The sequence below is a fragment of the Sphingomonas anseongensis genome (genome assembly GCF_023516495.1).
Lineage (GTDB): Bacteria > Pseudomonadota > Alphaproteobacteria > Sphingomonadales > Sphingomonadaceae > Sphingomicrobium > Sphingomicrobium anseongensis.
In genome coordinates, this window is record NZ_JAMGBC010000001.1 from 19,001 (window position 1) to 40,185 (window position 21,185).

At 65.0% G+C, this 21,185-nt stretch carries 24 protein-coding genes and 1 tRNA gene; 14 read left to right on the forward strand and 11 right to left on the reverse strand.

Going from position 1 to position 21,185, the window contains the following annotated elements; genetic code table 11:
* Window positions 1-2: 2 nt before the first annotated feature.
* From LZ519_RS00095 to LZ519_RS00120, 6 genes are all read right to left on the reverse strand, one after another.
* Window positions 3-638: a glutathione S-transferase family protein gene (locus tag LZ519_RS00095; protein ID WP_249866722.1), complete on the reverse strand. Its 636-nt coding sequence runs from the start codon at window positions 636-638 to the stop codon at window positions 3-5.
* Between the two features lie 13 nt (window positions 639-651).
* A complete protein-coding gene (locus LZ519_RS00100; protein WP_249866723.1) occupies window positions 652-1,164 on the reverse strand; it encodes a CinA family protein in 513 nt (170 codons plus the stop codon).
* Entirely contained in the window at window positions 1,161-2,879 is a 1,719-nt protein-coding gene (locus LZ519_RS00105) for a M28 family metallopeptidase (RefSeq protein ID WP_249866724.1), read from the reverse strand. The genes LZ519_RS00100 and LZ519_RS00105 overlap by 4 nt, the downstream gene beginning before the upstream one ends.
* Before the next feature lie 75 nt (window positions 2,880-2,954).
* On the reverse strand, window positions 2,955-5,033 hold the full coding sequence (locus tag LZ519_RS00110) for an alpha/beta hydrolase family protein (protein WP_249868810.1): 2,079 nt from the start codon (window positions 5,031-5,033) through the stop codon (window positions 2,955-2,957).
* A gap of 106 nt (window positions 5,034-5,139) precedes the next feature.
* Window positions 5,140-5,565, reverse strand: a complete 426-nt coding sequence (locus tag LZ519_RS00115) for a DUF2231 domain-containing protein (protein WP_249866725.1) — start codon at window positions 5,563-5,565, stop codon at window positions 5,140-5,142.
* Between the two features lie 8 nt (window positions 5,566-5,573).
* The gene (locus LZ519_RS00120) at window positions 5,574-5,927 is read right to left on the reverse strand and encodes a hypothetical protein (RefSeq protein WP_249866726.1); all 354 of its coding nucleotides are present in this window, start codon (window positions 5,925-5,927) and stop codon (window positions 5,574-5,576) included.
* A 110-nt stretch (window positions 5,928-6,037) separates the two neighbouring features.
* Between LZ519_RS00120 and LZ519_RS00125 the strand changes: the two genes are divergently transcribed.
* Together LZ519_RS00125 and LZ519_RS00130 are read left to right on the forward strand one after the other, a co-directional pair.
* Complete coding sequence (locus tag LZ519_RS00125) at window positions 6,038-6,688, forward strand: helix-turn-helix transcriptional regulator (RefSeq protein WP_249868811.1); 651 nt, start codon at window positions 6,038-6,040, stop codon at window positions 6,686-6,688.
* Between the two features lie 46 nt (window positions 6,689-6,734).
* Entirely contained in the window at window positions 6,735-7,205 is a 471-nt protein-coding gene (locus LZ519_RS00130) for a hypothetical protein (protein WP_249866727.1), read from the forward strand.
* A 33-nt stretch (window positions 7,206-7,238) separates the two neighbouring features.
* On the opposite strand, the gene clpA is transcribed toward LZ519_RS00130, so the two are convergent.
* On the reverse strand, window positions 7,239-9,563 hold the full coding sequence (clpA, locus tag LZ519_RS00135; RefSeq protein ID WP_249866728.1) for an ATP-dependent Clp protease ATP-binding subunit ClpA: 2,325 nt from the start codon (window positions 9,561-9,563) through the stop codon (window positions 7,239-7,241).
* 141 nt (window positions 9,564-9,704) lie between these two features.
* On the reverse strand, window positions 9,705-9,905 hold the full coding sequence (locus LZ519_RS00140; protein WP_249866729.1) for a DUF1192 domain-containing protein: 201 nt from the start codon (window positions 9,903-9,905) through the stop codon (window positions 9,705-9,707).
* A 69-nt stretch (window positions 9,906-9,974) separates the two neighbouring features.
* Between LZ519_RS00140 and LZ519_RS00145 the strand changes: the two genes are divergently transcribed.
* The 8 genes from LZ519_RS00145 (at window position 9,975) to tgt (ending at window position 16,235) form a co-directional block, all read left to right on the forward strand.
* Window positions 9,975-10,955 (forward strand): NAD(P)H-quinone oxidoreductase, encoded by a 981-nt coding sequence (locus LZ519_RS00145; RefSeq protein WP_249868812.1) that lies wholly within the window; start codon window positions 9,975-9,977, stop codon window positions 10,953-10,955.
* Between the two features lie 109 nt (window positions 10,956-11,064).
* A complete protein-coding gene (locus LZ519_RS00150; protein ID WP_249868813.1) occupies window positions 11,065-11,748 on the forward strand; it encodes a DUF1013 domain-containing protein in 684 nt (227 codons plus the stop codon).
* A gap of 32 nt (window positions 11,749-11,780) precedes the next feature.
* The gene (locus LZ519_RS00155) at window positions 11,781-12,026 is read left to right on the forward strand and encodes an exodeoxyribonuclease VII small subunit (RefSeq protein WP_249866730.1); all 246 of its coding nucleotides are present in this window, start codon (window positions 11,781-11,783) and stop codon (window positions 12,024-12,026) included.
* A complete protein-coding gene (locus LZ519_RS00160) occupies window positions 12,016-12,930 on the forward strand; it encodes a polyprenyl synthetase family protein (RefSeq protein ID WP_249866731.1) in 915 nt (304 codons plus the stop codon). The genes LZ519_RS00155 and LZ519_RS00160 overlap by 11 nt, the downstream gene beginning before the upstream one ends.
* Window positions 12,931-13,422, forward strand: coding sequence for a pantetheine-phosphate adenylyltransferase (coaD, locus tag LZ519_RS00165; protein ID WP_249866732.1), 492 nt, complete (start codon window positions 12,931-12,933; stop codon window positions 13,420-13,422). It begins immediately after the preceding gene.
* Between the two features lie 13 nt (window positions 13,423-13,435).
* Window positions 13,436-14,086 carry a peptidylprolyl isomerase gene (locus LZ519_RS00170; protein WP_249866733.1) on the forward strand — a complete coding sequence of 217 codons (651 nt, stop codon included), beginning with the start codon at window positions 13,436-13,438 and terminating at the stop codon, window positions 14,084-14,086.
* Window positions 14,087-14,094: 8 nt separating this feature from the next.
* Entirely contained in the window at window positions 14,095-15,132 is a 1,038-nt protein-coding gene (gene queA / locus LZ519_RS00175; RefSeq protein ID WP_249866734.1) for a tRNA preQ1(34) S-adenosylmethionine ribosyltransferase-isomerase QueA, read from the forward strand.
* Window positions 15,129-16,235, forward strand: a complete 1,107-nt coding sequence (tgt, locus tag LZ519_RS00180) for a tRNA guanosine(34) transglycosylase Tgt (RefSeq protein ID WP_249866735.1) — start codon at window positions 15,129-15,131, stop codon at window positions 16,233-16,235. Before queA ends, tgt begins: the two co-directional genes overlap by 4 nt.
* Here the strand turns inward: tgt and LZ519_RS00185 are convergent.
* Window positions 16,232-17,608, reverse strand: coding sequence for a DEAD/DEAH box helicase (locus tag LZ519_RS00185; RefSeq protein WP_249866736.1), 1,377 nt, complete (start codon window positions 17,606-17,608; stop codon window positions 16,232-16,234). The genes tgt and LZ519_RS00185 overlap by 4 nt on opposite strands.
* A 95-nt stretch (window positions 17,609-17,703) precedes the next feature.
* Entirely contained in the window at window positions 17,704-18,135 is a 432-nt protein-coding gene (locus LZ519_RS00190) for a hypothetical protein (protein ID WP_249866737.1), read from the reverse strand.
* 208 nt (window positions 18,136-18,343) lie between these two features.
* On the opposite strand from LZ519_RS00190, the gene LZ519_RS00195 reads away from it, so the two are divergent.
* A complete protein-coding gene (locus LZ519_RS00195) occupies window positions 18,344-19,138 on the forward strand; it encodes a SapC family protein (RefSeq protein WP_249866738.1) in 795 nt (264 codons plus the stop codon).
* A 164-nt stretch (window positions 19,139-19,302) separates the two neighbouring features.
* On the opposite strand, the gene LZ519_RS00200 is transcribed toward LZ519_RS00195, so the two are convergent.
* Window positions 19,303-20,136 carry an N-formylglutamate amidohydrolase gene (locus LZ519_RS00200; protein ID WP_249866739.1) on the reverse strand — a complete coding sequence of 278 codons (834 nt, stop codon included), beginning with the start codon at window positions 20,134-20,136 and terminating at the stop codon, window positions 19,303-19,305.
* Between the two features lie 101 nt (window positions 20,137-20,237).
* Between LZ519_RS00200 and cpdR the strand changes: the two genes are divergently transcribed.
* The 3 genes from cpdR (at window position 20,238) to crcB (ending at window position 21,182) form a co-directional block, all read left to right on the forward strand.
* Window positions 20,238-20,615: a cell cycle two-component system response regulator CpdR gene (gene cpdR / locus LZ519_RS00205; RefSeq protein ID WP_249868814.1), complete on the forward strand. Its 378-nt coding sequence runs from the start codon at window positions 20,238-20,240 to the stop codon at window positions 20,613-20,615.
* Window positions 20,616-20,710: 95 nt separating this feature from the next.
* Window positions 20,711-20,785 (forward strand) — tRNA-Val (locus LZ519_RS00210).
* A 13-nt stretch (window positions 20,786-20,798) separates the two neighbouring features.
* On the forward strand, window positions 20,799-21,182 hold the full coding sequence (gene crcB, locus LZ519_RS00215; protein WP_249866740.1) for a fluoride efflux transporter CrcB: 384 nt from the start codon (window positions 20,799-20,801) through the stop codon (window positions 21,180-21,182).
* Window positions 21,183-21,185: the final 3 nt, after the last annotated feature.

The window sequence follows — 21,185 nt, forward strand, 5'->3', positions numbered from 1 at the left end:
CGCTACGCCGGCTGCGGCTGGGCGGGCTGCATCTGTGCCTGTGCGCGATCGTCGGTTTCGGTCGCGCGCTTATAAGCGTCCCGAGTGGTCAGCCGGTCGCGGTATCGAAGGAAGCTGTCCTTCTCCGGAAGCATTCCGAACTGCAGCGGGAACATGACCTGCGAGCCGACATAGACGTCGGCGGCCGTGAAGCGATCGCCACAGACATAGTTGCGGTGGCTGAACAGCTCATCGAGCAAGGCGACGACTTTGTCGAAATTGCCATAGCCGAACATGCGCTCACGCTCGGGCGTCGGGACCCAGCCCATGGCCTGGTTCGAAACCGCGGCCTCGACCGGGCCGGCGGCATAGAAGAGCCACCTATAATAATCGGCCTTTTCGTCGTCGCGAGGGCCAAGTCCCGCTCCGGGAAAGACATCGGCGAGATAGGCGCAGATCGCCGCGCATTCGGTGACGACATGGCTGCGGTGCTTGATTGCGGGCACCTTGCCCATCGGGTTGACCGCCAGATAGCGCTCGCTCTTCATCTGGTCATAGCCGATGATTTCGGTGTCGTAGGGCTGGCCGACCTCCTCGAGCATCCAGCGGACGATCCGTCCGCGCGACTGCGGATTGGTGTAGAAAACCAGATCGGACATGGCAGGCCTCCTGTCAGCTCTCGTCCAGCGACTCCTGGAGCATTTCGAGCATACAGCGCAGGGCCTTGATTCGCACCGGGCCGCGGCCGGCGGGCCCGAAATGTTCGACGCGCTGGCGCGTCGCTTGGCCGCGGCGGGCAAGCGCCATGTGGACCAGGCCCTCCTCGTGCCCATCGCCAGCGGGTCCGGCAAAGCCGGTCACGCCGAGCGCGACGTCGGAGCACGAGCGTTCGAGTGCGCCTTCGGCCATCGCCCGGGCGACCGCTTCCGACACGGCATCGTTATTGTCGAGAAGGCCGCGATCGATCCCGAGCAGCTCGGCTTTCGAATCCTTGGTGTAGGTGACGAAGCCGCGTTCGAAGCCGTGGCCCGCGCCCTCGATGTCGGTCAGAAGCGCGGCAAGCATTCCGCCGGTGCAGCTTTCCGCGGTCGCAATCTTCCAGCCTCGGTCGCACAACGCGTGCATCAGGCGCTCCGCCCGCTCATCCAGGTCGTCCGGAAGAGCGGGCTCGAGCGTTTCGCTCATCCGCGATCGCCTTTCGCCGGCGGCGGAGTGACCGAAGCGGCAGGAGCGGCCGTCTCGCCGCGCTCGGCGGCGGTGCGGTCGCGGGCCGCTCGGAACTCGCTGTCCGGGCTCCAGTTCGGCCAGTCGCGCGAATTTGCGAGATCGCGGCCGAGGTTGTGGAGAAGGTTCGCGTCCTCGGCCATGCCGCGGAAGTCCCAGCTCGCCGACCATTCGTCGCTCGGCTGGTGATAGTGCTTGTCGGTATATTCCTTGCTCAGCGCCTCGCCCCGCTTGGTGCCGCCATTCACGAGGTCGTTGCCGTCGCCGAAGCTGATTGCGGGCACGCCCACCTTGGCGAACGAGAAGTGATCCGAGCGGAAGAAATAACCGGCCTCCGGATGCGGATCCGGCGTGTAGTATCGGCCCTGCTTCTTCCCTTCAGCGACCAGCATGTCGAGAAGCTCGAGCTTCGCGTTGCCCGAGATCGTGAAATTCCTCGCCGGGCCATAGATAGCGCCGCCGTCCGTGTTGATGACGCCAGCGGTCTTGGCTGCTGGGAAGAGCGGGTTCTGAGCGTAATATTCGGATCCAAGCAGCCCTTTCTCCTCGGCAGTCACTGCCAGGAAGACGATGGAGCGGTCGGTGCGCGGCTCCTGTGCAAAGACCCGCGCTTGCTCGATCAGCTGCGCGGTGCCCGTCGCATTGTCGAGGCCGCCATTGTAGATCGTGTCGCCCGTTTCGTCGGGCTTGCCGATGCCCAGATGGTCCCAGTGCGCGCTGTAGATGACCGTCTCGTCCGGATGTGTCTTTCCCGGAAGCCAGCCAACCACATTGTGAGAGGTGATCACGCCGACGTTGGCGGCGCCGTTCAGTGACAGGGCCGCCTTCAGCGGGACCGGCTTGAAGTCCTTCTTCTTCGCCGCCGCCTTCATCGCCTCGAAAGTCGTGCCGGACGCCGCGAAGATCTGCTCGGCCAAGCCCTTCTGGATCCAGCCCTCCAGGGGCGGATGCTCTGCTGTGGGCTTGTCGCGGACGATGTCGAACATCGTGTTCGTGTTAGAATTCTTGACCGTGTTCCAGCCATAGCTTGCCGGCTCGGTTTCGTGGATCACGAGCACGCCGTCGGCGCCCTGCCGGGCGCCTTCCTCATATTTGTAGGTCCAGCGGCCGTAATAGGTCATGGCCTTGCCGCCGAAATCGCCTTCGCCGCCTTCGAAATCAGGGTCGTTGACCAGCACGACCATGATCTTGCCGTGCATGTCCTGGCCCTTGAAATCGTCCCAGTTGCGTTCGGGCGCCTTCACTCCGTAGCCGGCGAAGACCAACTGGACGTGATTGAGGTCGAGACCCTTCACGCCCGTCATCGGCGCCCGGGCCGCAATCTGCTCGCCCTGCGTCAACGGGACGTCCTTGCCCGGCAGCGAAAGGGTCATCTTCGGGCTGTCGCTCCAGCTCGACTGGAGGAGCGGGACGTTCTGGAACCAGCTGCGCTGGCCGTTCACCATGTCGCCGCCAGGCTGGGCGCCGGCGGCCTTGAAGGCGTCGGCGATGTAATTGATCGTCTTTGTTTCGGCCCGGGTCGCCGGGCCCCGGCCTTCGAACGAATCGTCAGAGATCGTCTTGTCGATCGCCGACAGCCTCGCCGGGTCGAAGGGGCCCATTTGCTGGGCGATTGCGGGAACGGAGGTAAGCGCGATCGCGCTCGCCGCGAGCAAGCGGAAGCTGGAACAAGTCATTGATCTCTCCAAAGATGAGCGCACAACGCGCGCCCCAGCGGAAGGAGCCGGAGCTAGATGCAGACCTAACGTTAGTTAGCGAGCGCCTGGGATGGAACCCCCGGAGTCGCTTGAGGCAGTCGTCGCCGCGCCCTTCAGGCGAAAGCGGTCGAACCAGGCGAGGATCGCACTGGCCTTGGCGGCGGCCTGGCTTGGGCGCGACGCGATTCCGCCATGGCTGGCGCCCGGCACCTTGACGAAAGCGGTGGGAATGCCGCGGATCTGGAGCGCGGTATAATATTGCTCGGCCTCGCTGTCGGGCGTGCGGTAATCCTCGCTTCCGACGACGACGAGCGTCGGGGTCTTCACGTTGCCGACCAGGCTGAGCGGCGATCGCGCCCAATAACCCATCGGGTCTTCCCATGGCTTCTTCGCGAACCAGTAGGGCGCGTAATAGATGGCGCCGTCGGAGGTTAGGCCGAAGCTGGTCCAGTTGATGACAGGCTTCTGGGTGGCCGCGGCGCGGAAGCGGTCGGTCTTTCCGACGATCCACGCGGTCAGCACTCCGCCGCCCGATCCGCCGGTCACGAACAGATTGTTCGGATCGACGCTTCCGGTCGCGATAGCCGCGTCGACCGCGCTCATCAGGTCGTCATAATCGTGGCCGGGATAGGCCTTGTCGATCTGATTGGCGAATTCCTCCCCGTAGGACGTGGAGCCGCGCGGGTTGGTGTAGAGCACGACATAGCCCGCGGCCGCGTAGAGCTGGTCATCGGTCGAGAAATTCGGCCCGTAGGCAGCGAACGGCCCGCCGTGGATTTCCAGGACCAGCGGATATTTCTTCGCCGGGTCGAAATCGGGCGGAGTGACCATCCACGCGTCTATGGGTCGCTGGTCGAAGCTCGACGTAACCGGAATCTTCCTGACCTCCGCCATCGCCTTGGATCCGAGCAGGCTGGAGTTGAGGCTGGTCAGCTTCCGAACGCCGCTTCCGCTGGCGATTCCTATATCCGACGGGTGCAAGGCGTCGCCAACGGTGACTGCGACGGCGCCGTTCCTGGCGACGCTGAAATCGCCACCGGCGTAGGGGCGGTCGATCTCGCTTCCGGTCAGGCCGGTCGCGACGGTGCGGATGGAGCCGTCGAGGCCGACCCGCTCAACCTTGTTGGTTCCCTGGTCCTCGACCGCGACATAGACGGAGCGGCTGTCCGCCGACCATTGCGGCCCGCCGACCGAGCGGTCGAGCGAAGAGGTCAGCACCTGCTCGCCCGACCCATCGATGTTCATCACGTAGAGGCGCGTGTTCTGGTAGCCGAGCTGGCGGTCGTCGAACCCGACATAAGCGATGCGGCGTCCGTCAGGCGACACGACCGGGCTTGCGTCCGGTCCTTGGCGGTCCGTTAGGGCGACCGGCGCTCCGCCGTCGATGCCGATGCGATAGACTTCGCTGTTGACCGGCTCGCGCTCCCAGTTCTTCGAAAGGTTGGCGCTGAACAGGATCGACCGGCTGTCGGGCGTCCACGAAACCGGGCCGCCCGCATTGGTCGCACCGAAGGTCAGCTGGGTCGGAGCTCCTCCATCGGCCGGCACCCAGAAGATCTGCTCATAGCCCGGCTTCAGGTAACCGGCGCCGTCGGCCCGGTAGGTGACCGCATCGATGATCTCGAGCGGGTCAGCCCATTTGGCGCCTTCCGGCTTGTCCGGCGCCTTGCCGAGCTTGGGTCCGTCGTCGGGGACGAACATCGAATAAGCAATCCGGCGTCCGTCCGGCGACCAGGCAATCGCCCCGGGGCTGTCGGGAAGGCCGGTGATCCGAGCGCTTTCGCCGCTCCCCATCCAGCGGACAAACAATTGCGGGCTTGCGCCTTCAGCGGCGACGTAGGCGAGCCGAGTTCCGTCCGGCGACCATCGCGGCGAGAAATAGGAGCCGCTTCCGGCGACCAGCGGGCGCTGCTGCCCCGTCGCCGCGTCGACGAGCCAGATGGTGCGCCGTGCCTTGTCGGTCATGATGTCGTTGGATTCGCGAACGTAAGCGATGGTTCGCCCGTCGGGGCTGATCTGCGGATCGGTCGCAACCTCGAGATTGAACAGGTCGCCGCCGGTGAAATAGCGGTTGGGCGCCGTCGCGGGCGCTGCAAGCGCCGGCGCACCGAGCGCGGTCGCGGCAAGAAGCATCGCCAGCGGCGAAACAAAGCGAATCGAAGTCACGTGAATCTCCCCCTCCGGAACGTGGGCCGGACGATTCACCTTTCGGCGGCGCTCGGCAAGCCCGATGCGTCGGCTAGGCCGGCCGCTTCTCCACATTCGCCCCGAACGTGTAGACCAGCCTGCCGCCGAGCCAGCCGCCGAAGCCGAGCAGCGCCGCGCTGACGAAGCTCATGACGAGGCTCGCCGTACCTGGATCGAAATTCGCGGAAAGATTGGCTCGCCGCAGGTAAAGCGCGACACCGTAGCCGATCCACGCGAGGCCGACGGCTCCGACATGCTTCATCGCATGCGGGACCAGCGCCTGGTCGAGCCGGATGACGTCGGCCATTCCCGCCGCCATCGCCAGCAGCCCGCCGGCCAGACCGGCCGCCATCAGCACCGCGGCGATGTGCGTATCCTGGGTCATCCCTGCGACCCAGGCCAGGTCCGCTATCGTCGACGAAAGCAACAGGCCGAGCGGGAAGTGGACAAGCGCCGGATGGACGGGATGACCCAACATCGTGCGGATCAGATGAAGTGGAATGCGCCGCAGACCAGCAACAGGAAGCCGATTACCGCAACGCTCGCATGCGCCACAACGGCGCCCTTTGCCGGGGTCGCCTGGCGAAGATGGACGGAAGCAAGGTAAAAGCCGGCCAGAGCAGCGACGACCAGGATCAGAAGCGCGATCGGTACGACGCCCGTCGCGTAATCGCCGCCGCCGAGAACGACCATGCCGGTGAGCACCAGGCCGGTCGCTCCAAGCGCCGCGTGAAGCAGCGAAAGGCCCCAGGGTGCAAGCTTCCCGCGAAGAACGGAATTGGCCAGCACCAGGCCGCCCACGGCGCCGATGGCAAAAACGAGAATCGCAATATTCAGCATGACGTTCCCCTCTGTTGAGCCCCGCGCGGTTGTGCCGCCGGCGCAGCTGCTTTGTCAACGTTATGGATTACAAAGTTGCCATGGCGGGGAGTAAGGCTAGATTGAGCGAAGTGCCTCCAGCTTCCGATACCGAGCCGGCGCGAAGCCGCGACCGAATTCTCGAGCTTCTGCTCAAGTCGGAAAAGCCGTTGCCGGTCCAGGCGCTGGCCGCCTCACTCGCGATTTCCCGCAATGCGACCCACCAGCATGTGATGGCGCTCGAGCGCGAGGGGCTGGTCGAGCGCGCCATGGCGATCCCGACGAAGGGACGGCCGTCGCAGGGCTTCCAGCTGAGCGCCGCCGGCAAGGCGACATTCCCCCGGCAATATGCGCTACTCGCCCGCCAGTTCCTCGCCGAGCTTACCCGCCACGTACCGGCGGCCGAGCTCCACAGGTCGATGGAGCGGATTGGGCGATCGCTCGCCGCCAGCCTCGCCGACAAGGCGGGGCCGAATGCGGACCCCGCGGTGATCGCCGGGCTGATGCGCGAGCTTGGCTACCAGTCGAGCGTCGTCGAAGGCGAGGACGGGCCGGAGATCGAGGCGCATAATTGCGTGTTCCACGATCTCGCTATGGCCAACAGCGCCGTCTGCGAGGTCGACCTCTCGCTACTTCGTGCACTGTCGGGAAAGGACGTCGACCATCGCCGTTGCATGGCGCTCGGCGGGAGCTCCTGCCGGTTCGCTTTCCAATCCCCCAAAAGCCCTGGATCGAATCCTTGACGCGCAGGCTCGAAACTGTGTTATCTAGATAACACAGGAGGCCGCTATGAACCGATCCGCTTTTCTCATCCTGCTGCCGTTGCTCGGCGCTTGTGACATGCATTCGAAGACCCCGGCGAAGGGAGATGAGAATGTGGTGATTCAGGCTGACGATGGCGGCAACGTCGAGTTCGACTTGCCGGTCGTCGGCGGCAAGCTGAAGGTCCCTGCCGGGATGATGCACAGCGGCGACGTCGACATTGACGGGGTCAAGCTGATGCCCGGAAGCTCGGTGAACGGCTTCAGTGTTTTTGCCGGTGACAAGGGTGCGACCGTGAACCTTGGATTCAGGGCGCCAGCCTCGCCCGACGAGGTCCGCTCCTATTACGTCGCCGAGTTCAAGAAGAAGGGCGTTGAAGCAGCCCTCAACGGCGACACGATCACGGGCAAGTCGAAAGACGGAAGCGACTTCACGATCCAGGTGGCGCCCGCGGCCAAAGGCTCGCAAGGCAAGATCGTTATCCACGACAAGGACTGAGCGTCGGCGCGGGCCAGTGACCCGCGCCCGATCTTACTCGGCGGCCGGAGCGTCTCCGCTTGCCTTCTTGGGCGCCTTCTTCTTCGACTTCGGCTTGGCTTTCGGCGCCGCTGGAGTGATCTCGAAGGCGGGCGCATTGTCCTTGATCCGGACATTGACCTCGCCGCCGTTCACCAGCTTGCCGAACAAAAGCTCCTCGGCAAGCGGCTGCTTGATCTTCTCCTGCACCAGGCGGCCCATCGGGCGAGCGCCGTACAGCTTGTCGTATCCGCGAGCGACCAGCCATTTGCGGGCCTCGTCGTCGAGGTCGATGTGGACGTTGCGGTCGGCCAGCTGAAGTTCAAGCTGGAGGATGAACTTGTCCACCACTCGCGAGACGACAGCCGGCGGCAGGTAGGCGAACGGAACGATCGCATCGAGCCGGTTGCGGAACTCCGGAGTGAACATCTTCTTGACCGCATCCTCCTGCGCATCCTCGCGGGTGGCCGCGCCGAAGCCGATCGACTCGCGCGCCATGTCGGCCGCTCCGGCATTGGTCGTCATGATCAGGATCGTGTTCCTGAAATCGACGGTCTTGCCATGGTGGTCGGTTAGCTTGCCGTGGTCCATCACCTGCAACAGGATATTGAACAGGTCCGGGTGCGCCTTCTCGATCTCGTCGAGCAGAAGCACGCTGTGCGGATGCTGGTCGACGGCGTCCGTCAGAAGCCCACCCTGGTCGTAGCCGACATAGCCCGGAGGAGCGCCGATCAGCCGGCTGACGGCGTGGCGTTCCATATATTCGGACATGTCGAAGCGCTGGAGCGGGATTCCCATGATCGACGCCAGTTGGCGGGCGACCTCGGTCTTGCCGACGCCGGTCGGCCCGCTGAACAGGTAGTTGCCGATCGGCTTGTCGGGATCGCGAAGCCCGGCGCGGGAAAGTTTGATCGCGCTTGCCAGCTTCTCGATCGCCATGTCCTGGCCGAACACGACGCGCTTCAGGTCGGCGTCCAGGTTCTCGAGCACCCTCTTGTCGTCGGTCGAGACGGACTTGGGCGGGATTCGCGCCATCGTCGCGACCACCGCCTCGATCTCCTTGGGCGTGATTACCTTCTTCCGGCGGCTCGGCGGAACCAGCATCTGCATCGCTCCGACCTCGTCGATCACGTCGATCGCCTTGTCCGGAAGCTTGCGGTCATGGATGTAGCGGGCGCTCAGCTCGACCGCGCTCTTGATCGCGTCGGGCGTGTAGCGAACGTTGTGGTGGCCTTCGAACGACGAGCGAAGACCCGCGAGAATCTTGATCGTGTCCTCGACCGTCGGCTCGTTCACGTCGATCTTCTGGAACCGGCGAAGTAGCGCTCGGTCCTTCTCGAAATGGTTGCGAAACTCCTTGTAGGTCGTCGATCCGATGCAGCGGATCGCGCCCGACGAAAGCGCGGGCTTGAGGAGGTTCGATGCGTCCATCGCTCCGCCGGAGGTTGCTCCGGCGCCGATCACCGTGTGGATCTCGTCGATGAAGAGGATTGCGTCGGGAAGCTTCTCGAGCTCGGAAACGACGGACTTCAGCCGCTCCTCGAAATCGCCGCGGTAGCGGGTGCCCGCCAGCAGCGCGCCCATGTCGAGCGCATAGATCGTCGCTTTCTTGAGGACGTCCGGAACGTCGCCCTCGATGATCTTGCGGGCGAGGCCTTCCGCGATCGCGGTTTTGCCCACGCCGGGATCGCCGACGTAGAGCGGATTGTTCTTCGAACGGCGGCAGAGGATCTGAACCGTCCGATCGACCTCCGGCATGCGCCCGATCAGCGGGTCGACCTTCCCATTGCGGGCCTTTTCGTTGAGGTCGACGGTGAACTGCTTGAGGGCGCTTTCCTTCTTGCCCTCCTTGTCGCTCTTTTCCTCGTTGTTTTCGGGTGAGCGCTGCTCGGCCGCCGCTTCCCCCTTGCCGACCCCGTGGCTGATGTAGGTGACGGCATCGAGCCGGCTCATGTCCTGCTGCTGCAGGAAATAGACCGCGTAGCTCTCGCGCTCGGAGAAGAGGGCGACGAGGACGTTGGCTCCAGTCACTTCGTCGCGGCCGGAGGACTGGACGTGGAGGATCGCCCGCTGGACCACCCGCTGGAACCCGCTCGTCGGGGTCGGGTCGGTGCTGGTGTCGGCGATCAGCGCACCGAGCTCGTTGTCGAGATAGTGCTTCACCGACGCCCGAAGCTCGTCGCGGTTCACTCCGCAGGCGGTCATCACCTTCGACGCATGCTCGTCGTCGATCAGCGCGACCAGAAGGTGCTCAAGGGTCGCATACTCGTGCCTGCGGCGGCTGGCTTCGCCGAGCGCATTGTGCAGGGTCTCTTCGAGTTCGCGAGCGAAACTAGGCATTTAGATTGATACTCCCACCGCACCGGGGTGAGCCCCGGGCTCTCGAGACAACAATGTCATATGCGAGGAACGCCCAATCAAGGGGCGCGTGCCCGCTTATCCCCAGTTTATGGGTCAATCCGGCTGTGCGGCGGGTGAACGCTAGGACTTTTTGAAAAGCTCTTCGGCGGCGGAGCGGTGGGTGTTGACCCGCTCGATATGGGCTTCGACCCGAGCGATCTCTTCCTTCAGTGCTTCGATTCGCTCCTGAAGTTCCTCGATCGAAAGCGGGTCGAGGTCCTGCTTTTTCAGCTCGGTCAGCGGGTCGCCTGGCTTGCTCGGAAATAGCTCGTCGAGGTCCATGGGCCCAAGTTGACCCGTGACAATGCCAAGTCAATAAGCCGCTGCGCCGTGACCAGCAGCATTCCAGCCATGATGAAAGCCGTCGTCGCGCCGCAGCCGGATGGAGCCGAGGAGCTCGCTCTGGTCGAGCGGCCGGTGCCCGCGCCCGGCAAAGGCGAGGTGCTGATCCGGGCCGCTGCGGCCGGAGTGAACCGGCCGGACGTCCTCCAGCGCCGCGGCCTCTATCCGCCGCCCCCCGGTGCTCCGGACATTCTCGGCCTCGAGATTTCCGGCGAAGTCGTCGCTGCGGGCGAGGGGGCCGAGCAGCTCCTCGGGCAGAAGGTCTGCGCGCTGGTAGCGGGCGGCGGCTATGCCGAATATTGCATCGCTCCGGCCGGCACCTGCCTTCCGGTTCCGGAAGGCCTGTCGCTGGTCGAAGCTGCGGCGATGCCGGAAACCCTATTCACGGTCTGGTCGAACCTGTTCGAGCGGGGGTTCGCCGCGGACGGCGACACGGTCCTCGTCCACGGCGGCACGAGCGGGATCGGGACCATGGCCATTGCCCTGGGGAGGCTGTTCGGCCTGACGACGATCGTGACGTGCGGAAGCGACTCCAAGTGCCGCCGGGCGGAGGAGCTCGGCGCAGATAGCGCGATCAATTACCGCACGCAGGATTTCGTCGAAGCGGTGCGCGAACTCACCGGCAAGGGAGTCCAGGTCGTGCTGGACATGGTCGGCGGCGACTATCTTCCGCGCAACATCGCCTGCCTTGCCGACGATGGCCGGCACGTTTCGATCGCATTTCAGCGCGGAGCGAGGGCGGAAATCGCAATTCCGGAAGTGATGCGCCGACGCTTGATCCTGACCGGATCGACGCTCCGCCCGCGCTCGGTGGAGTTCAAGACGATGGTCGCCGACGAGATCGCGCGCACCGTCTGGCCCTATGTCGAAGGCGGTCGGCTGAAGCCGGTCATCGATTCGACTTTCCCGCTGGCCGAGACGGGCAAGGCGCACGCTCGCATGGAAGCGGGTGATCATATCGGAAAGATTGTGCTCGACCTTTCGTCCTGATCTTGCCGATCAGCCGTTGCAGGAGTAGATCGTTCCGACACGGCCGCTCCGCGAGGGGCGGCCCTATTCATTTCTGATTGCCGGAGATTTCCCAGTGGCCCAGCCCCTGATGCCCCATGCGACCGCTTCCTGGCTGGTCGAGAATACGTCCCTGACGTTCGAGCAAATCGCCGCCTTCTGCGGCCTTCACATCCTCGAGGTGCAGGCGATCGCCGATGATACCGCGGCGACCAAGCTGACCGGCCGCGACCCGATCCGCTCGGGCGAGCTGACCCACGAAGAGATCGAGAAGGGCCAGAAGGATCCCGATTACGCTCTCCAGATCCAGAAGGCGCCCGACCAGGTCCGCCGGACCAAGGGCCCGCGCTACACGCCGCTTTCGAAGCGGCAGGACAAGCCGGACGGAATCGCCTGGATTATCCGCAACCATCCCGAGCTTAGTGACGGCCAGATCGGCCGGCTGATCGGGACGACTCGAACCACGATCGCCGCCATCCGTGACCGGACTCACTGGAACATGGCGAACATCACGCCAAAGGATCCGGTGACGCTGGGCCTGACCTCGCAGCGCGAGCTCGATGCGGCGGTTGCCAAGGCGCAGAAGGCAGCTGGCGCAGCAGCTCCCAAGGACGAGAATTTCGAGGAGGACCGCCGCGCACTCATCGACGAGCTCCGTGCCGAGCGCGAGCGGCATGTCCGCGACGCCGAGGCCGCGCTTGCAGCAGCGGAGGCCGGCGAAACGACCGCCGTGGACGAGATCGTCCCGGGCATTCGCGACCCGTTCAAGCGTTGATTCGCGGCACTTAGAGGCTCATCCTCTTAGCCATGGACACGCCCGAGCCCTCCAGCGAGCTGAGCTTCGAGGCTGCGCTCGCGCGGCTCGAGGAGATCGTCCGCACGCTTGAGAAGGGCGAAGCGCCGCTCGACCAGTCGATCGAGCTCTACCAGGAAGGCGACAAGCTCAAGCGCCATTGCGAAGCGAGGCTGAAGGCTGCGCAGGCTCGAATCGAGCAGATCGCGTTCGGAAGCGACGGCAAGCCGGCGGGGGCCAAGCCCTTCGATGTCGGTTGAACTCGTCGATGTCGCCGGGCTCGATCTAGAAGCCGAAGCGGACCGGGTTTCCGCCCGGATCGACGACTTCTTTACGTCCCTGCTGCAACCTCCGGGTGACAGCCGCGACCAGCTTTATGCGGCAATGCGCCATGCCGCGATCGGCGGCGGGAAGCGGCTTCGCCCCCTCCTGACCTTGGCCGCGGCGCGGCTGTTCGGGATCGACGAAGACCAGGCGCTGCGGATTGCAGCCGCAATCGAGGCGATCCACGTCTACTCTCTGATCCATGACGACCTTCCGTCGATGGACGACGACGATCTCAGGCGAGGCAAGCCGACCGTCCACAAGGCGTTCAGCGAAGCGACCGCGGTGCTCGCCGGGGACAGCCTCCACGCCCTCGCCTTCGAGATACTCGCTCACGAGGCGACCCACCGCGACCCCCATGTGCGCTCCGAGCTGGTGCTCGAACTGTCTCGCGCTTCCGGCCCGAACGGAATGGCGGGCGGGCAGATGATGGACCTTGCCGCCGAGGGGCAGCCGCTCGACCTGGACGCGGTCACCCGGCTCCAGCAGCTGAAGACCGGCGCCTTGATCGAATATGCGGTGGAAGCGCCGTGCATCGTGACCCGGCTCGCCCGCGACGCGCGCACGCCGTACCGCGGCTATGCGCGCAACATTGGCCTGGCGTTCCAGATCACCGACGATCTTATCGATTTCGCCGGCGACGAAGCCGCTGCCGGCAAGCGGACCGGCAAGGACGCGGGGAAGGGCAAGGCGACCTTCGTTTCGCTCGTCGGTCCGGATCGGGCGCGTCAGCAGGCGCGGGTCCTCGTCGAACAAGCCATTGACCATCTCTCCGACCATGGCGAAGAAGCCGACATGCTGCGGGCGATTGCCCGCTTCGCGATCGAGCGGGACCGGTAGATGGAGCGAGTGGGGGTTTATCCCGGAACGTTCGACCCCGTGACGCTGGGGCATCTCGACATCGTCCGCCGCGCAACCCACCTGGTCGACCGGCTGGTGATCGGGGTCACGACCAACCCGTCGAAGGAGCCGATGTTTTCGCTCGAAGAGCGTCTGGACATGGTCCAGCGCGAGACGGCCGGAATCGCCAACGGCAAGATCGAGGTCGTCGATTTCGATTCGCTGCTGATGGATTTCGCCCAGGCGCAGGGCGCCTCGATCATCATCCGCGGCCTCAGGGCAGCGGGCGATTTCGAGTATGAATTCCAGATGGCGGGAATGAACCAGCAGCTCAACAGCACGGTCGAAACCGTGTTCCTGATGGCTGCGGTCTCGCTCCAGCCGATCGCGTCACGGCTGGTTAAGGAGATCGCGCGCTATGGCGGCGCGATCGACAAGTTCGTCACCCCCGCGGTCGCCGCCGACGTCGCCCGTCGGCTGGGCCGAAGCTGAAGAGAATATCCCGATGAAATTGCTCGCGCTCCCGTTGTTTGCGTTCGCTTTGCTTGCAGCCAAGCCGGCCCCCGTGGAGGCGCCGAGCGTCCTTCCGATCAACGCGCCGGCAGAAGTGGTCGCCAATCCCGCGAACAAGCTGATGCTCCAGCTGTCCAACGGCGGCACGGTCGTGATCGAGCTCCGGCCTGACGCGGCGCCCAACCACGTCGCCCGAATCCAGACTCTCGTCAGGCAGGGCTTCTATGACGGCACGATCTTCCACCGTGTCATTCCGGGCTTCATGGCGCAGGGCGGCGACCCGACGGGCACGGGGGAGGGGGGCTCCAAGCTTCCTGATCTGAAAGCCGAGTTCAACTCGCTCCCGCATCTTCGCGGAACGGTCGCCGCGGCCCGTGCCGAGCCGGAGGACAGCGCCAACAGCCAATTCTACATTATGTTCGGGCCCAAGGGCTCGCTGGACCACAACTACACCGTGTTCGGGCGCGTGATTTCAGGAATGGATGTCGTCGACAGGATCGCTCCGGGCGAGCCGCCAGCTGCGCCGACCAAGATCGTCCACGCCAGCCTCGGCGACGGTTCGGCTCCCGCGGCCGCCGCTGTTCCGCCCGCCGCACAAGCTCCGGCTCCCGCTCCGGCGCAAGGGTCGACGCCCGGCAACTAGGCGGCCAAGTGCGCGTCGACCTCTTCGATTTCGACCTTCCAACCGACAGAATCGCGCTGAGGCCGGCCAGCCCGCGCGATTCCGCGCGGCTGCTGCTCGTCGAAGGAAGCGACATCTCTGACCGCTCGGTCCTCGACCTTCCGGACCTGCTGAGGCGGGGGGACGTGCTCCTGTTCAACGACACCAAGGTCATCCCCGCCCAGCTGGAAGGCCGGCGTGGTGAGGCTCGGGTCGGAGTGACTCTCCACAAGCGCGAGGGCCCGCGAAGCTGGTGGGCGTTCGTCCGCAACGCCAAACGGGTTCGCCCGGGTGATCGCATCGACTTTGAAGGCGATGTCTCGGCCTCGGCCGTCGAGCGCGCCGACGATGGTAGCATCCTGGTCGAGTTCCACGGCGACGAGCCCGTCGAGCTGCTGCTCGAGCGTGCCGGAAGAATGCCGTTGCCGCCCTACATCGCGTCCAAGCGGCCCGCGGACGAAGCCGATCGTGACGATTACCAGACGATCTTCGCCCGGGAAGAAGGCGCGGTAGCGGCGCCGACGGCGGCGCTTCATTTCACCAAGCGGTTGCTCGACGCGCTCGATGCGCGCGGCGTGGTCCGCGAAACGCTGACGCTTCATGTCGGCGCCGGGACCTTCCTTCCGGTGAAGGCCGACGACACCTCGTCCCATGTGATGCACTCCGAATGGGGCAGGATCGACGCGGCCACTGCGGACCGTCTGAATTGCGCCCGGGCCGCGGGCGGCCGGCTGATCGCGGTCGGCACCACTTCGCTTCGACTGGTGGAGAGCGCCGCGGACGAAGACGGGACGATCCAGCCCTTTGAAGGCGACACGGCGATCTTCATCACGCCCGGATACCGATTCAAGGCGGTGGATGGCTTGATGACCAACTTCCACCTTCCACGCTCCACCCTCTTCATGCTGGTCAGCGCGCTGATGCGCCTCGACGTCATTAAGGCCGCTTATGCCCACGCGATTGCGCAGGGGTATCGCTTCTACTCTTATGGCGATTCCAGCCTGCTGCTGCCAAAGCGGCGCGCGTGAGCGCCTTTTCCTTTTCGATACACGCCACGGACGGCGCCGCCCGCACCGGAACGATCGCGATGGCGCGCGGGGAGATCCGGACTCCGGCCTTCATGCCCGTCGGCACCGCCGCGACCGTCAAGGCGATGAAGCCGGACGAGGTTCGCGCTTCCGGAGCCGACATCATCCTAGGCAACACTTATCATTTGATGCTTCGCCCCGGCGCCGAGCGGATCGCAAGGCTTGGCGGGCTTCACCGGTTCATGGGCTGGGACCGTCCGATCCTGACCGACAGCGGCGGCTACCAGGTGATGAGCCTTTCCGACCTCACGAAGGTGACGGAAGAGGGCGTGGCGTTTGCCAGTCACCTCGACGGCTCGCGCCACATGCTCTCGCCCGAACGCTCGATGGAGATCCAGAACCTGCTCGGCTCCGACATCGCGATGGCGTTCGACCAGCTGCTTCCCGCAACCGCCGGCTGCGAGGATCAAACGGCGGCGATGGAGCGCTCGATGCGCTGGGCCGAGCGCTCCAAAGCCGCGTTCACCGGCGATGGCGCGCTGTTCGGAATCCAGCAGGGCGGCCTCGACGAGGAGCTTCGCGGCAAGTCCGCCGAGGCCCTGACGGCAATCGGCTTCGACGGCTATGCGATCGGCGGGCTCGCCGTCGGCGAAGGGCAGGAGGCCATGTGCAGGGTGCTGGACTTCGCGGCGCCGATGCTTCCAGCCGACCGGCCGCGTTACCTGATGGGGGTCGGCAAGCCTGACGACTTGGTCGAAGCGGTGCTCCGCGGCGTCGACATGTTCGATTGCGTGCTTCCGACGCGCTCCGGCCGCACCGGCCAGGCGTTCACTGCCGACGGGCCGATCAACATCCGCAACGCCCGCTTCGCCGAGGACCGGAGTCCGATCGAGCCTGGCTGCCCATGCCCCACCTGCAGCCGCTTCGAGCGCGCCTACGTCCACCACCTCGTCCGCTCAGGCGAAATCCTGGGCGCGATGCTGATGACCGAACATAATCTCTGGTTCTACCAGCGGCTGATGCAGGCGATGCGCGATGCGATCGCGGATCAGCGGCTGGGCAACTTCGCGGAGATCTTTCTCCCGAAATACGGCTCCGCCTAACTGGCGCGGACGTTCAGGAAGCTCGGCATCGGCCCGTTCCACTCGGGGTCGGCCTCAACCTTCTGCTTCGGCCGCGGCTCCTCGGCCTTTTCGGCCGCCGGCGCTGCAGCCTTTGGCTCTTCGCACCGCCTTTCGGCCGGCTCGGCCTTGGGCCGTTCCCTGCGGCGCTCGCGCCTGGCCTTCGGCTCCGCCTCTTGCTTCTCCGGCTTGGCTTCGGGCGCTTGAGCTTTGTTCTCAGGCTGGGACGGAGCTTCGCCGCCCGGGGCCCCGAGCTTCGCGATCTTGGTGCCGATCAACTTCTCGATGGCCGCGATCGAGTCCGAATCCTCCCGCGTTGCAAGCGTGATCGCGATTCCCTTGGCGCCGGCTCGCCCGGTCCTGCCGATGCGATGAATATAATCGTCCGGCTGCCACGGAACGTCGAAATTGAAGATGTGGCTGACGCCCTTGATGTCTAGCCCTCGGGCCGCGACGTCGGAGGCGACCAGGATGTTGATCTCCTCGCTCTTGAAGCGGTCAAGCTCGGCGATCCGGTCCGATTGGTCCATGTCGCCCTGGATCTGCCCGGCGTGGAAATGCGCCCGCTTGAGGCTGGTCGTCAGCTCGCGCACTGTCGTCTTGCGGTTGCAGAAGATGATGGCGTTCTTCACGCCTTCCTCGCGGAGCAGCTTGCGGAGCACCTCGCGCTTGTCGGCCGCTTTCACCTGGACCAACCGCTGGTCGATGTTGACGTTCGCGGTGGCCGGGCGCGCGACCTCGACCTGCTTCGGGTCAGTCAGGAACTTTGCCGCCAGCTTCTGGATCGGCGGCGGCATGGTGGCCGAAAACAGCAGGGTCTGCCGCTGCTTGGGAAGCTTGGTGCAGATTTCCTCGATGTCCGGAATGAAGCCCATGTCCAGCATCCGGTCGGCCTCGTCGATGACCAGCAGGTTGCAGTCGTTGAGCATGATCTTGCCGCGGCCGAACAGGTCCATCAGCCGGCCCGGCGTCGCGATCAGGACGTCGACTCCCTTTTCCAGCGCCTTTACCTGGTCGCCCATCTGAACGCCGCCGATGAGGAGAGCCATCGAAAGCTTGTGGTTCTTCCCATATTTCTCGAAATTCTCGGCCACCTGGGCGGCGAGCTCGCGCGTCGGCTCCAGGATCAGCGACCGCGGCATACGCGCGCGGCTCCGCCCATGGTCGAGGATGTCGATCATCGGAAGGACGAAGCCGGCGGTCTTGCCGGTGCCGGTCTGGGCGATCCCGACCAGGTCCTTGCCCATCAGCACCGCGGGTATGGCGCCGCGCTGGATGGGGGTCGGCTCGGTATAGCCGCTGTCCTTGACTGCTCGAAGCAACTGGTCGGAAAGGCCGAGATCGGCAAAAGTCATTCAAAAATCCGGATAAAGTCAGGCGTCACGGGGAGCCCCCGAGCCTTCACCCGGCTATGACGCCTTCGCGCCGAAAACTCAAGGAAAGCCGGGTGCTAGCGGCGGACTTTCGCCTTCAGCTCGCGAAACCGCTCGATCCCGCAGGTCGCGCCCATCCTCGACCGGACGACGTCGCGCCGGGCACAGACCCGCTCGTCGCTCGAGCTCAAATAGAAGCCGCCGTAGAAATCCAGGGCAGGGCAGGTCTCGTCGAGCTCGGCCCGAAGCAGCTTCCGGCCTTCCAGTATGAAGTCGACATGATCGTTGCCCGACAGAAAGGCGCCCTTGATCTTGTCGGCGTGGATGCATTTGGGCCCCTTGTGCTCGACCCAGCGGACCTGTGGCGGCGGCGGCCGAACCGGCACCCGCATGATGATCTGGTCCTCGACGACGATGCTGCGCACCTGCAGGTCGCCCGCCATGGCGAGGCCGAGCAGCATCGGCAGCAATGTCAGTATGGCGGTGACCGTCACTTCGCTAAGCCCCATGGAGGAATACCCGCCTCGCAGCAAAGCGTTGAACCCTTAATGAACTGTGCGCCCAGGCCCTCCGCCCCGAAGAACAGTTGCGAAAATTCCGCCCCTTGCATAAGGCGGCGGCGGATTTCCGGCCGGATGTCGAATCCCATCACCGCTCGCGGCAGTGAGTACGACTTCGCCGCGGCACCGACGAACTTTAGCCTCAAGGACATTTGCAATGGCGACCGAAGCGCCGAACCAGCAGTTGCCCCTCCTCTACCACGCGCTCGAGCCGCTGAACTCGAACGTTCACCGCAAGATGAAGATTCGCTCGATCGAAAAGTCGCCAGTGATCGGCACGACCCACGCGATCCCTGCGACGGTGGACGAGTTCACGCTGCTCGCCCGCCATTATCCGATTATCTTCGCGGTCGGCGACAATCCGGTGCCGCTGGCGCTGATGGGCCTGACTGAGGGCGTCAACGCGTTCATGGACGACAATGGCGTCGCTCTCGAGGCGAACCTCTACGTCCCGGCCTATATCCGCCGCTATCCGTTCCTTTTGGCGCGCCTGACGCCGGATAGCGACGAGCTTTCGCTTTGCTTCGACCCGACGGTCGGTGCGGTGGGCGAGTTCGAGGACGGCGAGCCCTTGTTCGAGGAAGACGGCCAGCCGAGCAAGGCGACCAAGGCGATCCTCGAGTTTTGCGAGCAGTTCGAGGCTGCCGGCCAGCGCACCGGCGCCTTCATCGAGGATTTGGTGAAGAGCGACCTGCTGATGGACGGCGAAGTTGCCATCCAGCCCGAAGGCGCGGCCCAGCCGTTCATCTATCGGGGCTTCCGCATGGTCGACGAGGAGAAGCTGAGGAACCTGCGCGGCGACGAGCTTCGCAAGTACAACCAGAGCGGGCTTCTCGCTCTCATCTATGCGCACCTCTTCTCGCTGTCGCAGGTCCGCGAGATCTTCGCGCGCCAGGTTGCCCAGGGGAAAGGCCCGATGGCAGTCCCCCAGCGCGAGCCCGCCGAAGCGTGATCTGTTTGCGGCGGGTCGAATTGACCTGCTAGCGCGCCTCACCATCTGGGTTCAGCCAGGCGCCCGCGTTTCCCCTTCACGGGCTGCCCGGCTTGCGCGCCCGCTTGTTTGGGCGCGTTCCTCCCTGAACTGCGCCGCCTCGGCTTCAACCGGGGCGGCGTTTTTCATTCGGCCGCCGCGGGCAGCCTTCGCTCGAGCATCTCCGACCCGAGCCGCTGGGCAAGCGTTTCGATTAGCCCGGCCACCTCGTCGAACCTGGCACCGGCTTCGCCGGACGAAGTGAGGTAGCAGCGCCGGTCGATCTCGATCTGGAGCGCATGAACCCCGTTCTGCGGCCGGCCGTGCCGCTCGACGACGTGGCCGCCGGCGAACGGGTCGTTGACCGCCGCTGCAAAGCCGCAGTGGGTCGCGACCGCCACGGCCTGCGCCGTCAGCCACGGCGCAGCGCTGCGCCCGAACCGGTCGCCCAACACCACGTCCGCGCAATTCTTCGACGGAGGCATAGAGTGGCAGTCGAGGAGGAGGGCGCAACCGAAGCGGTCCAGAAGCAGCGACAACTGATCCTCCACGGCGCGGTGATAGGGTCGGTATGCCTCGTCCAGCCGCCGCTCCAGTTCGTCGCGCTGGATCGGCTGACGCCAAAGCTGGCCGTGTGTCGCGGTTCGCGAGGGGACGATGCCAAGCCCGCCGCGGGCCCTTGCGGTTGGGCGTGAATGCCGTTGGATGTGAACCAGAGCCGGGTCGATCTCGTCTTCGGCGCGGTTGCAGTCGACGCCCGCCCTTGCCGCCTGCGCAATCACCGCCCCGACGCCGCTTCCGATTGCTCGCCAGGCAAGGCGATCGACGAATGGATCTTCGAGAGACTGGAGCGACTGGCGGCCGTGGCGGGACAAGTCAACCAGCCATTCCGGATAGTCTCGGCCGGAGTGCGGGATGGACAGCAGGACGGGCAGCTGGCCGCGCAGCGGATGGACGATCGGGGGAGAGAGAGACGGCACTGACAAGTGTCCCAGTTTAGGACCGACGTAGAGCGGCTGCAACGCTCGGGACGCTCATTCGCTTCTGGCAAAAGCCGAATTAACAGCGCATGATGGAGTCCATGCCGCGAATCCTGCTCGCCGAAGACGATACGTCGATGCGCGAATATCTGCAGCGCGCCCTTCAGCGCGTCGGATATGATGTCGATTCCGTGGGTTGTGGCACCGAGGCGATGCCGCTTCTCGAGAGCGATCGCTACGATCTTCTGCTGACCGACATCGTGATGCCGGAAATGGACGGAATTGAGCTCGCGCAGAAGGCGTCGGCCATCGACCCGGACATCCGCGTCATGTTCATCACCGGCTTCGCCGCGGTTGCGCTCCAGAGCGGTCGCGCCGCGCCGGAAGCGAAGATGCTGTCAAAGCCCTTCCATTTGAAGGACTTGGTGGCCGAAGTCGACCGCATCTTCCAGACCGAGGACCAGCACGGCCGCCTCTAAGGCCGTGCTCGGCCGCGTCTGGAGAGCGCCGCCGTCACCTTTAGTCGCCGCAGCGCTTGCGCCCCCCGCAAGCCACCCCTAAATGGCCCCCGAGTGGGCGTGTAGCTCAGTGGTAGAGCACTGTGTTGACATCGCAGGGGTCGCAAGTTCAATCCTTGCCACGCCCACCATTTTTCCCAGTCGATGCTGTATTTGATCGTCTTCCTGGGCGCCGGAATCGGCGGAGCCCTGCGCCACGGCGCGAACGTCGGCGCGGCGCGACTGTTCGGCTACGGCTTTCCGCTCGGGACCCTGTTCGTCAACTTGGCCGGATCCTTCGCGATGGGGTTGCTGGCGGGCTATTTTGCCTACCGCACCGGCGTCAGCCAGCACATGCGGCTGTTCCTCACGACCGGGGTTCTCGGCGGCTTCACCACCTTCTCCGCCTTCAGCCTCGATACGGCCGTGCTGATCGAACGCCACGCCTACGGCCAGGCCGCCGCCTACGTCCTTACGTCCGTCATCATCAGCATCGCTGCAGTCTTCGTCGGCCTGGCGCTGTTCCGGACCGGCGGACATCTGCCCTGACGC